Origin of the sequence: Bacillus sp. BP-3 (assembly GCF_028401955.1) — a bacterium.
In the GTDB taxonomy this organism is placed as follows: Bacteria; Bacillota; Bacilli; order Bacillales; family Bacillaceae_G; genus Bacillus_A.
This window is the reverse complement of the sequence record NZ_JAQOTJ010000001.1, coordinates 86,175-98,614: the sequence shown is the minus strand read 5'-3', so window position 1 is coordinate 98,614 and position 12,440 is coordinate 86,175. Positions and strand designations below refer to the sequence as shown.

At 37.2% G+C, this 12,440-nt stretch carries 13 protein-coding genes; 3 read left to right on the top strand and 10 right to left on the bottom strand.

Annotated elements, in window-relative coordinates:
• Window positions 1–94 precede the first annotated feature (94 nt).
• Window positions 95–1,030, bottom strand: coding sequence for a HAMP domain-containing histidine kinase (locus PLX19_RS00515; protein WP_272186565.1), 936 nt, complete (start codon window positions 1,028–1,030; stop codon window positions 95–97).
• Window position 1,031: 1 nt separating this feature from the next.
• The gene (locus tag PLX19_RS00510) at window positions 1,032–1,727 is read right to left on the bottom strand and encodes a response regulator transcription factor (RefSeq protein ID WP_272186564.1); all 696 of its coding nucleotides are present in this window, start codon (window positions 1,725–1,727) and stop codon (window positions 1,032–1,034) included.
• Between the two features lie 310 nt (window positions 1,728–2,037).
• Here PLX19_RS00510 and PLX19_RS00505 point away from each other — a divergent pair, with 310 nt between their 5' ends.
• The 3 genes from PLX19_RS00505 (at window position 2,038) to PLX19_RS00495 (ending at window position 3,525) form a co-directional block, all read left to right on the top strand.
• Window positions 2,038–2,637 (top strand): hypothetical protein, encoded by a 600-nt coding sequence (locus PLX19_RS00505; RefSeq protein ID WP_272186563.1) that lies wholly within the window; start codon window positions 2,038–2,040, stop codon window positions 2,635–2,637.
• Window positions 2,638–3,156: 519 nt separating this feature from the next.
• Window positions 3,157–3,330, top strand: coding sequence for a hypothetical protein (locus PLX19_RS00500; RefSeq protein ID WP_090996626.1), 174 nt, complete (start codon window positions 3,157–3,159; stop codon window positions 3,328–3,330).
• Window positions 3,331–3,525, top strand: a complete 195-nt coding sequence (locus PLX19_RS00495) for a YwbE family protein (protein ID WP_035431676.1) — start codon at window positions 3,331–3,333, stop codon at window positions 3,523–3,525.
• A gap of 144 nt (window positions 3,526–3,669) precedes the next feature.
• Here the strand turns inward: PLX19_RS00495 and PLX19_RS00490 are convergent, their stop codons facing one another.
• From PLX19_RS00490 to zapA, 8 genes are all read right to left on the bottom strand, one after another.
• Entirely contained in the window at window positions 3,670–3,888 is a 219-nt protein-coding gene (locus PLX19_RS00490; RefSeq protein ID WP_091175162.1) for a helix-turn-helix domain-containing protein, read from the bottom strand.
• Between the two features lie 10 nt (window positions 3,889–3,898).
• Complete coding sequence (locus PLX19_RS00485) at window positions 3,899–4,384, bottom strand: DUF2975 domain-containing protein (RefSeq protein WP_272186562.1); 486 nt, start codon at window positions 4,382–4,384, stop codon at window positions 3,899–3,901.
• A 250-nt stretch (window positions 4,385–4,634) separates the two neighbouring features.
• Window positions 4,635–5,831, bottom strand: a complete 1,197-nt coding sequence (locus PLX19_RS00480) for a class I SAM-dependent rRNA methyltransferase (protein WP_272186561.1) — start codon at window positions 5,829–5,831, stop codon at window positions 4,635–4,637.
• A 261-nt stretch (window positions 5,832–6,092) separates the two neighbouring features.
• Window positions 6,093–7,169: a nitric oxide synthase oxygenase gene (locus PLX19_RS00475; protein ID WP_272186560.1), complete on the bottom strand. Its 1,077-nt coding sequence runs from the start codon at window positions 7,167–7,169 to the stop codon at window positions 6,093–6,095.
• A gap of 226 nt (window positions 7,170–7,395) precedes the next feature.
• Window positions 7,396–9,756 carry an endonuclease MutS2 gene (locus tag PLX19_RS00470; RefSeq protein WP_272186559.1) on the bottom strand — a complete coding sequence of 787 codons (2,361 nt, stop codon included), beginning with the start codon at window positions 9,754–9,756 and terminating at the stop codon, window positions 7,396–7,398.
• An 18-nt stretch (window positions 9,757–9,774) separates the two neighbouring features.
• Entirely contained in the window at window positions 9,775–11,493 is a 1,719-nt protein-coding gene (polX, locus tag PLX19_RS00465; protein WP_272186558.1) for a DNA polymerase/3'-5' exonuclease PolX, read from the bottom strand.
• A 54-nt stretch (window positions 11,494–11,547) separates the two neighbouring features.
• Window positions 11,548–12,087 (bottom strand): CvpA family protein, encoded by a 540-nt coding sequence (locus tag PLX19_RS00460; protein ID WP_272186557.1) that lies wholly within the window; start codon window positions 12,085–12,087, stop codon window positions 11,548–11,550.
• Between the two features lies 1 nt (window position 12,088).
• Window positions 12,089–12,358: a cell division protein ZapA gene (gene zapA / locus PLX19_RS00455; RefSeq protein WP_154713278.1), complete on the bottom strand. Its 270-nt coding sequence runs from the start codon at window positions 12,356–12,358 to the stop codon at window positions 12,089–12,091.
• Between the last annotated feature and the right edge of the window lie 82 nt (window positions 12,359–12,440).

The window sequence follows — 12,440 nt, the reverse complement described above, 5'->3', positions numbered from 1 at the left end:
TTTATATAATAAGCAATGAAATTCTCTTTTTTCTTACCTGTTCCTTACAAATTTCTTAAGTTAAAAAAGCTTGTAGAATTGCTCTTTCTACAAGCTAATAATTGATTCTTCTTAACATAACCGTAAATACCGTTTTCTCATAAGGCGTACTAGATAGATGAATTTCTCCCCCTAATGCTTCTACAAGACGCTTCGTAATCGTCAGTCCAAGTCCACTTCCTTGATACAAACGATTGCGTGAATCTTCTAATGTGTACATCCGTTCAAACACTTTATCGATATGAGATTCAGAGATTCCTTTTCCTTTATCCCATATGTCCACGTACACAAATTGCTCATCACTTCGCAATGTAATCCCTAATGTTTTTCCGTCTCCCCCGTAGGCAATTGCGTTTGAAATTAAATTATTCATAATTCTTCCAAGCACTTCTGTGTTTCCATGCGCATATATCGGTGTTTCCGGTATATCGATATGAACGTCAAATCCTTGCGTTGTTAATAAATCATAAAATGACAGCATATGTTCCTGACAAATTTCATTCATATAAATCCGTGTCATTTCAATATCTTTATCTCCGGATTCTAGTTTAGCAAGGTCGAAAAATTTATGTATAAGATCCAGCACTTCTAACGTTTTCGTATGAACTTTTTCTAGTAATACCTTCCGATCTTCTTTACTTATCGTTTTATCTACATTTAAAATTTCTATATAACCAAGAATAACTGTAAGCGGCGTCTTTAAATCATGCGAAATGTTAGAAAGCATTTTTCTCATGGAGATTTCCAGTTTTGAATGCTTCGCAATTGTTTTTTTCTTTTCATCTAATAAATAATTAATCGCCACTAATAATGCCTTCAACTCTTTATCATCTGTCACAACTAATAAGTTTTCATTCGTTTTCTTTTCTAAAATCATATGAAGCTTTTCATATGTATAACGTAAATTCGCACTTCGATTTTTTCCCTTGCGATATTGTAAATAAATGATACCAATTAATAAAAAAATAATTGCCGTTAAAAATAAAACCATTCTATATCACTTCCAGTTTATAACCGATGCCCCATAATGTCTTAATGTACTGCGGCTGAGAAGGATCGTCCTCAATTTTTTCCCGCAGTCTTCTCATATGCACATTTATGACATTCTCATCACCGTAATATTCTTCATTCCAAATTAAGCTATAAATTTGTGCCTTCGTAAACACGCGATTTTGATTGGTCGCAAATAGTTTTAATAGCTCAAACTCTTTCGATGTAAGTTTAATAGTTTCGTTGTTTTTTTGAACAGTAAAATTAGCCGTATCAACTTTCAAATTTCCAATCACAATTATGTCCTCTTGCTTTTGCTGCGGAGCGGAATACGTAGTTGACCGGCGAATTCCCGCCTTCACCCGTGCCGATAGCTCAATCATAGAAAACGGCTTACAAATATAATCATCTGCGCCAAGTCCAAGTCCTAACGCCTTATCAAGATCCGTATCCTTTGCGGACATAATTAAAATCGGAACAGAACTCTTTTTCCGAATCATATTCATCACTTCTAAGCCATCTATTTTAGGCATCATAATATCAAGAATAACTAAATCAAACTGATCTTCTAAAAACTTAGAAAACCCTTCCTCTCCATCCGAAGCTACCGCCACAATAAATCCATCTTTCGTTAAATACCCATTCACCATTTCTTGAATCGATATATCATCTTCTACTAATAAAATTTTATGTTGCACACCATCACCCGTTTTCTTGAAAATTTATAATTATATTGTAATATGGTGGTTGAATTTGGTAAATACAATATACGGAGTGGATCACATATAAATATAACCATATTCCTATCATTCTTTTATCCTAACTATCATGTAGCCTCATTCCTCGTTTTAATTTCTCATATATGAATACAATTACCTTCAAACAACTTTTATTCCCCACAAAAAAAGCAATATTCAATAATATTATGAATCAGACAAGCATACAAGCAAAAGGAATACAATGACATATAAATAAATTATATTCTAAAAGAAAGGAGTTTTATTATTCTTGTCAGCAAAACACTTTAATTCTTATGGGCATCCTGCTCCGCCTCCAAACTATCCAAGGGAATCCGCTGTATTTACGACAGGACCTGTATGGAGAAATCCCAATACCGAGATCGTGATCGTCACGCTATTAAATGAGGATTACAATATCCCCCAAACCGTCACTGTATCCGTGTTAGATTGGCAAAATACGTATAATCCGGCTGAAGTTTCCAAGTCTGCATTTTTATATGGACAAGTCGTCAATCCACCTGTAAACACCGCACAAACGATTCAACCTCAACAAAACAGCATCGTTCCGCCCGGCAACATTCAACCAATTCTCACACCGTTTACGTTTACAATTCCTCCGCGCAATCTTCTCGTGATTCACGCATCCCTTCCAAATTCCTTCCAGATGCCAAGTCCTTGCTACGAAGTACTTGTGACTTCTCAACATGGACCTGCCAAGTGTGTCATCACGAACACATTTGGAATCAATGCTGCCGGTGTTCCGCAAGAAGGAAATACAGCCTTGCACCATCAATTTTCATCTACTCCGGCCATCTCACATGGTCTCCCACATTATCCTTACGCTCCCCTTAGCCCTGTTGCTCCATAAGAGAACAAATTATTACAGATCCACAATTTAGAGATACAAGTGAAAAGCCCCTTCAGTTCATACACTGGAGGGGCTTTTCGTTAATTAGCTCGATACATGGACTACCCATTCGTTTTAACGTATTTCCAAAGAAGTCCTTTACGACAACTGTTACCATATTCATGGTCGTGTCCAAAATCTCTGTAACCTCCATTGTCATTAAATACAAAACTTTTGTAAATACTCCCTTTTCCCCTAAAATATTCTTCACCCTTATATTCGCTATTTTGAATAAAAAGGTTCAAAAAAATTTTTATGAATACAAAAAACTATTAAAAGAATGTGGCGGGTTCTTCAGGGACTATCTTCTCGTCGCTCTCCCATGTTTATTACGCTATTAGAGACCCACGACCCATTTCCCCGTCGAAAATCCCTATAGAACTTCTTATTTACGTGTAGCTTCATTTCTTCTCCCAACAATGATATGATGGAGTTCACTACAAATGTTTACAATTCACTGTATATAAAAGGAGATTTCATATGTCAGAAAATAAAAAAGTAAGCTTAGCCGATGTAATGCGTGAGCAACTTGCGAAGAAAAAGCAAGGAAATGGAAATGGAGCTAATGCGAAAAATCAAAATCAAGCAACGAAGAAGCTACAAAATCAACAAACGAAAAAACCAAACAATCAACGCAGACGCACAGGTGTATAAATGAACGGACAGAAACGCGCAAATATATCGCCTGGTCTCGAAGTTGATATTGTACTAAAGCAAGATCAGCGTACTGGAAAGTTAACGAGAGGGATTGTGAAAGACATTTTGACAAACTCACCTTCTCATCCACATGGCATAAAAGTACGTTTACAAGACGGACAAGTTGGCAGAGTACAGCACATTGTACAATAAAAAAGGAACTCATTTTATACTAATGGGTTCCCTTTTGAGGTGCAAACATTACAAATAACATCAATAAACGCAAAGAAGGGATAGCTTAATGGCTATCCCTTAAATTCTCTATCGACTCCCGTTAAATAAATATGTTATCTATTTTTATTGAGTATCTTCATCGCTTTTGTACTCCAAAATATCACCTGGCTGACAATCCAAAGTCTTACATATCGCTTCTAATGTTGAAAAACGAACCGCTTTTGCTTTCCCATTTTTCAGAATAGAAAGATTCGCCATAGTAATTCCAACCCTCTCCGAAAGCTCCGTTACGCTCATTTTTCGTTTTGCTAACATCACATCAATGTTAATAATAATTGTCATATCCTCCACCTCAGACCGTCAAATCATTTTCTGATTTTATGTTAATCGCTTCTTGTAGAAGCCGTTGGAGGATAGCAGCAAAAACGGCGATAACCAACGAAGCAAAAATGATGGTGAGTCCCATTAATCCAATAGGAGGGTCAACTTTCTTCGCTATAAAATGAAAGAGTGGCAAGCCTAATACATACAAACCACTGATTGTAATCGCACAGCACTTTACGTTCTTTAACGCCTTTACAGATAATTCCGAGAACGCTGTGTTCTCGTCAATGTATCGTAAAAGATTGAAAGCCTGATAGAGAGCAAAGTAAAAGGGCACAGCCGCTCCATACATCACGATGAAAACGAGATATTTCATTGGGGCAATATTTGGATACAGTTTCGCTGCGAAATTCGCCATATGGGGCACTAAAAATATACATAAAGCAAGAACTGCAATTCCAGCCAGAAAAATAATTACCTTTAAGAAAGTGGTTGAACCTCGTTTAACATTCATTTAAAACACCTCACTTATTTCATAACAACATGATTTTAGCACTTAATTTATCGTTTTACAATAAATTAATATTGTTTTTCATTATACCGTTATTGAAATATCAATTTTAACAAAAATAAAAAGCATTTCTCATTACAAAGAAACGCTCTTACTTTAAAAGGTTAAATAAACCTATTTTAATTTTTCAACCTATAAGTTACTAGTATGCAAGACCAGCCATGACATGCTCTCGCCTATCTAAAAAAGGTTTTTACTTTATTTTTTTAATAAACACTACTTTTAAATAATCACCTTCTGGAAACTGTGAAATCGTCCGGAAGTCCTCTGGTAATGAATGTTCTTCTAATACTTTATACTTGCCGTTCATTTCTTTAAATGCTGTATCAATGAAGCCTTTGAACTTTTTCATACCGAAAGTACTGCAATTTGTAGAAGCGACAATGATACCGTTATTTTCTGTAATCGCAATTGCTTCTTTTAATAAGTTTTTATAATCTTTAGCCGCGCTAAATGTATATTTTTTTGAGCGTGCAAAGCTTGGTGGATCTAGAATGACCATATCAAACTTCAGTGCTTTCTTTACTGCATATTTAAAATAGTGAAATACGTCTTCTACGATAATATCTTGCGCTTCATAATCAACGTCGTTCACGCTAAATTGCTCAATTGTTTTACTTAAACTGCGGTTTGCAAGATCCACACTTGTTGTTTTTGTCGCCCCGCCAAGTGCTGCAAAGACAGAAAATGCACCTGTGTAGGAGAACATATTCAAGACTGTTTTGCCATCTGCATATTTGTCACGAATTTGCTTTCTTACATTACGTTGATCTAAAAAGACACCGACCATTGCTCCGTCATTTAAATATACGGCAAAGTTAACACCATTCTCTTTGACGATAATCGGAAATTCTCCGCGTTCTCCTGTTACGAAATCGTCTTCTTCAATATATTGTCCTTTCGTATCAAAGCGTTTTTTCTGATAGATCGCTTTATATGTAGCCACATTCTGTAAGGACTCGATAATCTCTTTACTAAATTGATAAATGCCTTCGCTATACCAGCTAATCACGTAATACCCATCATAGTAATCGATGATTAAGCCACCAATTCCATCACCTTCACCATTGAACACGCGAAATGCTGTTGTATCTGTGTCTTCATAGAAATTTTTACGTTTACTTAAAGCAGATTTAATCTTCTTTTCAAAGAGGGCTTGATCGATTTGTGCTTGTTCTTTTCTTGTTAAAATCCAGCCATATCCTTTATTTTGCTTTCCATAATATCCTGTACCAATAAACTTATTTTTGTCATCTACAAGTTTTACGATTGTACCTTCTACATTTACATCATGTAAATTTATAATCGCTTCTTTTGAAATAAGTGGATAGCCACTTTTTAATTCGTTTGTATATTTTGTTTTAACCTTTAAAATGACTTCTGTTTTCATTACCTATCCTACCTTTCCATTTCAATGCTTTCTAGCTGTTAAGAAAGGCCCTACACGAAGTCAGAAGTTTTGTAACAACTTTTTTTATGTATGAAACCACTCTATGTTAGAAGCACAGAAATAGGGCCGTTTATTTAGTATCGCCAATAAAGTGAAACTTCCATCAGTGATGCTTTTCTCACTGATGGTTAGTTGAACTAATCGGGCATTAACGGTCCCTTTTATCTATACACGTTATTTTTTTATCTGCCCGACAAGCCTTCACCCTTTTTTATGAAAAAAATTAGGTGTAAGTACTTGATTCGGATAAGGCTTATGATAAATGTGCGTCGCTGCAGGAGAAACAGGTGGAATTAACCATACCCAATTCCCTGTGACTAAACGACCGCATGCTGCTTCTTGCTTCTCAAATTGACCAAACTGCTGCGCAGCTGTATGGTGATCTACAATCGTTACACCTTGTTTTTTGAAAGAGTGTAAAACGGCTATATTTAATTCTATTAATGCCTTGTCTTTCCAAAGTGTACTGTTTCTTGACGTATCTAATCCCATCATCTCCGCAATAGCTGGAAGTAGATTATAACGATCATGATCAGCTAAGTTGCGTGCACCAATTTCTGTTCCCATATACCAGCCGTTAAAAGGAGCAGCTGTATAAGAGATACCGCCAATTTCTAAGCGCATATCTGAAATGATTGGAACACCATACCATTTTGCTTCCAAAGTGAAAAATGGATATTCCGGATGTTCTAACGGCACTTCTTTTACAGATCCCTCTGGGATTGGCATATATACCGGTTCGTTTCCATCTATTGAAAATACAAGTGGCAGCACATCAAAATGTGTTCCCTTCCCTCTCCAGCCAAGTTCTTGACAAAATGATGAGAAGGATAAGGAATGAGAATCACCGATAATGCCTTGCTCGGTTTCATAACCCGCATAGCGAATTAATTGGTGGTTATAAATTCGAATATGATTTTTCTCGTTTTGATGTTGTTTAAAAATAGTAATCGTAGGTAGAATTTTCCCGTCATTTGTCGCATATTGAATGTGATGAAGCAGTGCCTCATATATCCCTTCCCCATCATTTACATCACGCGCATCTAATACATGAAGCTTATTCCAAAACAGACGACCGATACAGCGATTACTATTTCTCCATGCCATTCGTGCCCCGTGAACAAGCTCTTCAAAAGTATGCTCATACGTTCCTGTCATTTGTATTTCAGATTCAATTTGTGATAATCTATCTTGCATTTCATGAGACTTTTCTAGCTCGTTGTAGCAATCTGTAATAAAATTAGTTGCTTCCTCTAACAGTTTTTTTGTTGTAATCATAGTGTCTCCTTCTATTCCTGTGTAACATTCTCTATTATACAAAACATCTTCTACTCATGCCTAGAAAACAGACAATGAAAAAGAACACCAAAAACGGTGTCCTCTCCCTTATTTCGCAAAAAACAGCAAATATATAACCCCAATGATAAAAAACGTTCCGCAACAAGCTAACAATACTTTTGCAAGTTTGTCCATAAACATAGCCGTTTCCCCTTTGCTTCGTTTCCTATTTCAGTTCTACAACTGTAACACCAAGGCCACCTTCACCCATATCACCATAACGGAAGCTTTTCACACCACGATGTTTTTTCAAATAATCTTGTACACCTTGACGCAGTGCCCCGGTTCCTTTTCCGTGAATAATCGAAACGCGCGGATAGCTTGCAAGCTGCGCATCATCCAAATATTTTTCTACACGTGCTAGCGCATCTTCAAAACGTTCACCACGAAGATCAAGTTCTAACGAAACTTGATAGTCTCTTCCTTTTACCGCTGTCACTGCTTTTTTCTCAACAGGATTTGGTGTGTTAATATATTCCATATCAGACTCTTTCACCTTCATCTTCAAAATTCCGATTTGGACGTTCCATTCGTTGTCGCTTACTTTTTTCAGAAGCTGACCTTTTTGACCGAACGTTAATACTTTTACTTCGTCGCCTGGTCTTAACACTTGTTTTGGTGCTGTGTTTTTCACTTTTGTTTGTTGTTTTTTCACAAGCTCCGGCGCTGCCCCTGCTAAACGGCTTTTCGCCTCAATTAGCTCATGATCTTTAATATCAGCAAGCTTTGCTTTTCGCAATTGACGAAGTTCACGAATAATTTCTTCTGCTTCCTTCTTCGCCAATTCGACTTTTTCTTCGCCTTCTTTTTGTGCTTTTAGTAATCTTTCATCACGCTCTTCGTTAAATTCAATAATTTGACGCTGCAGTTCTTTATGAAGTTTTTCAGATTGCTTGCGAAGCTCTTCTGCTTCATTCCATTCACGCTCAGCGTTCTTTCGACTTTCTTCCAGCTTAGCTATCATATTTTCTACTTTATTTGATTCCGTACTAATATGACCACGGGCACGATCAATTACACGGTCAGATAACCCAAGACGTTTTGAAATTTCAAAAGCGTTACTTCTCCCTGGTACACCAATTAACAATTTATACGTTGGGCTTAATGTGTTTACATCAAACTCAACACTTGCATTAACAACTTGTTCACGATTATAGCCGTACGCTTTTAGCTCAGGGTAATGCGTCGTTGCCACAACGCGCGCGCCGCGATTATACACTTCATCTAAAATGGAAATCGCAAGTGCAGCCCCTTCTTGCGGGTCTGTCCCTGCTCCTAATTCATCAAACAATACTAAGCTTTCAAAGTCAGCCTGTTCTAAAATATCAACAATGTTTACCATATGAGAGGAGAATGTACTTAAGCTTTGCTCAATTGATTGCTCATCACCGATATCAGCAAACACATTTTTAAACACACAAATTTCGGACTCATCTAAAACAGGAATGTGCAAACCAGATTGTGCCATTAAAATACAAATCCCTACCGTTTTTAATGTAACTGTTTTACCACCTGTATTCGGTCCAGTAATAACGATTGTTGTAAAGTCTTTTCCAAGCACAATATCGTTTGGCACAACAACTTTCGGATCAATAAGCGGATGACGTGCTTGGCGTAAGTTCATATAACGCTCATTGTTCAAAATTGGTTTCGTTGCTTTTAATCGTTTTGCATAGAAAGCTTTTGCGAAAATGAAATCAAGTTCTGCCACAACATCAACGTTTTCTAAAATGATATCAGCCTCGATAGCTACTTCTTCTGTTAGCATCATTAAAATACGTTCTACTTCTTGCTTTTCTTTCACGCGCGCTTCTTGTAGTGCGTTATTCAGTTCTACAATAACTTGCGGTTCGATAAATAACGTTTGGCCAGAAGCAGATTGGTCATGAACGATACCACCATATACACCGCGGTATTCTTGTTTAACTGGAATTACATAGCGATCGTTACGAATCGTTACAATTGCATCTGACAACATCTTCTGTGCGTTAGAAGAACGCGTCATATTTTCCAGTTTTTCGCGAATTCGACTTTCCGCAGTGCGAATTTGCTGGCGGATACCACGTAATTTTTCACTCGCACTATCAACTACTTCTCCGCCATCACTAATACAATTTGTAATTTTCTTTTCTAAATCATATAAGGATACAATGCGCGCTACATATGTATCTAAAATCGGCAGTTCCACACCATTTTCAATCATATCTTCAATAAATCGTTTCATCTGGCGGCTGCCATACATCGTACTTGCAATATCTAAAAGTTCATGCGGGCTTAGCATACTACCAATTTTCGCCCGCTTTACATTTGGACGAATATCAAAAATCCCACCAAGCGGCACATGCCCTTTTAAACGGATGACCTTCGCAGCCTCATCTGTTGTTTCCTGCATTTTTACCACTTCTTCGTAATCTGTGCTTGGCACAAGCCCTTTTACTTTATCTCGTCCAAGTGAAGAAGCAACGTGTTCCAGCAATTGTTCTTTTACTTTTTCATATTCTAATACACGCAACGTTCGTTCTAACATAGTTGCTGCCCCCTTGTGTTACTTATTACGCTTAATATAATCTAATAAACGTTCAATATCCCACGTGTTAATAACTGTATCTTTTTGAATCCAACCTTTGCGCGCAGCTGCAGTACCAATTTCCATATCCTCTAGCATTTCAAGCGTATGAGCATCTGTATTAATGGCGATTTTCACACCCGCATCTTGCGCTTGCTTTAACAGCTTCGCACTTAAGTCTAAACGGTTTGGATTTGCATTTAATTCAAGTACAGTATTTGTTTCTTTCGCAAGCTCAATTAATAAATCTGTATCGACATCATAGCCTTCGCGGCGACCAATTAAGCGGCCTGTTGGATGCGCAATCATTGTTACATGATGATTTTCAATTGCAGCGCGTAGGCGCTTCATAATTGTTTCACGATCTTGTGAGAAACTAGAATGAATAGCTCCGATTACATAATCAAGTTCTGCTAATACGTCATCATCAAAATCAAGTGTTGCATCTGGTAAAATGTCCATTTCAATACCGCGTAAAATAGTGATATCCGGATACTTTTCATTCAGACGTTCAATTTCTTTTCCTTGTTCACGAAGGCGCTCTTTCGTTAATCCATTCGCCACCTTTAAGTACTGAGAATGATCCGTAATCGCCATATACTTATATCCACGAGCACGACATGCTTGTACCATTTCTTCAATAGAAAAAGCACCGTCACTCCATGTTGTATGCATATGTAAATCACCTTGAATATGAGAGAACTGAACGAAATTTGGGTACTGCTCAATTAGATCAATCTCTTTTCCATCTTCACGCACTTCTGGCGGGATGAATGGAAGTCCAAAGTGTGCAAAAAACGCTGCTTCTGTCTCGAATGTCTGCACTTCTCCCGTTTCTAAGTTTTCAACGCCGTATTCACTAATTTTCTCGCCCTTATCTTTGGCAATTTGGCGCATTCTTACATTATGGTCTTTTGAACCTGTGAAGTGATGCAAAGTAGTAATAAACTCTTCCGGTTTCACCAGACGGAAATCAATCGAAATATCATACTCATACTGAAGGCGTACAGAAACCTTTGTATCACCGCTTGCGATCACTTCAATCATATTATCAAACTGCAGTAAATGCTCACGCACTTTTTCTGGTTCTGTTGTCGCAATAATAAAATCTAAATCTTTCACTGTTTCACGAACGCGGCGCAAACTACCAGCACGAGAATAGCGAATAATTTCTGGTATATTCGACAATTTCCGCTCTATTTCCCCGGCAATAGGAAGTACCATTGCGATCGGAAGACGTTCTGGCCTGGAACCAACCTGCTCGATTGCCTCTAGTATTTTCTCTTCCGTTTTCTTACCAAACCCAGCAAGAGCTTGCACTTGCTTTTCCTCGCAAGCTTTCTTTAACGTTTCCATATCTACAACGCCAAGTTCTTTATATAACTTCGCGACTTTTTTCCCGCCAAGACCTGGTAATTTTAAAAGCGGTAATAAGCTGCTTGGTACTTCTTTTTCAAGCTCTGTAAGCACTTCTGATGTTCCAACTTCAATATATTCTGCGATAACGGCCGCTGTTCCTTTTCCGATTCCTGGTATTTTTGTGAAATCTTCAATTTCTGAAAGGCTGCGATCATCACTTTCTAACGCTGCTGCCGCTTTACGAAATGCTGATATTTTAAAAGGATTTTCCCCTTTTAGTTCCATGAAAAGTGCAATTGTTTCAAGTAGTTTAATCACTTGTTTTTTATTTATTTTCATTCTTCTCCCGCCTTCCCATCATAGAAAAAAACTTCTCTTTCTAAAGAAGAGAAGTTATACCTTGCTGCTTGTCTGCCATAATTCCTTAACTTTTTCAGAAAGAATCGGTGTATCATTTACAATTACTTTGCTTATTGTTGACGTATTAAGCGACGTTTGTACTTGTTGAACAGGAAGTACCGTACCGATCACAATTAATACAAACAATATAATATACACTTCTAAAAAACCTAAAACCGCCCCGCCTAATGCGTTAACCTGTTTCACAACAGGGATTTCTGTAAACATGTTCAAAAGCTGTCCAAGCAATGTTAGTGCGATTTTTGTAGTGATAAATAACGCAATAAACGAAATAGCTTGGTAAAAGACTGTTTCCATGCTATTTGCATCGATCCAATTCGGCACATTTATTTCTTGCTTAAATGGATACGGAATAATTTTTTGCAATGCAGGTGCTAAATCTTTGCAATACCAATATGCTACAAGATAAGCAATAATAAAGCTTACTAACTTTACAAGCTGCAGTACTAGTCCTCTTCTTAAACCAAGAAGAAAACCCATAACAAGCAGTAAAATGATTATAATATCAACCATGTTATTCCATTCCTTTTTGTCTCATTCTTTCTTTCAACTTTTCATTTTCTTCTTTTAATTTTATATAATCATGTACGACATTGACTGCTGTCAACACCGCCAATCGATTTGTGTCAAGCGAAGGATTCTTAGCATTCAGTTCGCGCATTTTATCATCCACAATCGCCGCGACAATGCGTATATGACTTGTACTTTCATCGCCAACAACTGAATATTGTTGACCGTAAATTTCTACATTAATTCGACTTCGATTTCCCTTTTGTTGTGACAACTTACTGTCCTCCAATCCCGTACAGAATCCTAAAGATTATCATACCATGAAAAAACATCATATGGAAACAGAAACAACTATT

What these genes read in the sequence shown, in the direction of transcription:
- PLX19_RS00515 (WP_272186565.1), bottom strand. Translation starts at nt 1,030, where the DNA reads ATGGTTTTATTTTTAACGGCAATTATTTTTTTATTAATTGGTATCATT.
- PLX19_RS00500 (WP_090996626.1), top strand. Translation starts at nt 3,157, where the DNA reads ATGTCAGAAAATAAAAAAGTAAGCTTAGCCGATGTAATGCGTGAGCAA.
- PLX19_RS00495 (WP_035431676.1), top strand. Translation starts at nt 3,331, where the DNA reads ATGAACGGACAGAAACGCGCAAATATATCGCCTGGTCTCGAAGTTGAT.
- PLX19_RS00490 (WP_091175162.1), bottom strand. Translation starts at nt 3,888, where the DNA reads ATGACAATTATTATTAACATTGATGTGATGTTAGCAAAACGAAAAATG.
- PLX19_RS00485 (WP_272186562.1), bottom strand. Translation starts at nt 4,384, where the DNA reads ATGAATGTTAAACGAGGTTCAACCACTTTCTTAAAGGTAATTATTTTT.
- PLX19_RS00480 (WP_272186561.1), bottom strand. Translation starts at nt 5,831, where the DNA reads ATGAAAACAGAAGTCATTTTAAAGGTTAAAACAAAATATACAAACGAA.
- PLX19_RS00475 (WP_272186560.1), bottom strand. Translation starts at nt 7,169, where the DNA reads ATGATTACAACAAAAAAACTGTTAGAGGAAGCAACTAATTTTATTACA.
- PLX19_RS00470 (WP_272186559.1), bottom strand. Translation starts at nt 9,756, where the DNA reads ATGTTAGAACGAACGTTGCGTGTATTAGAATATGAAAAAGTAAAAGAA.
- polX (WP_272186558.1), bottom strand. Translation starts at nt 11,493, where the DNA reads ATGAAAATAAATAAAAAACAAGTGATTAAACTACTTGAAACAATTGCA.
- PLX19_RS00460 (WP_272186557.1), bottom strand. Translation starts at nt 12,087, where the DNA reads ATGGTTGATATTATAATCATTTTACTGCTTGTTATGGGTTTTCTTCTT.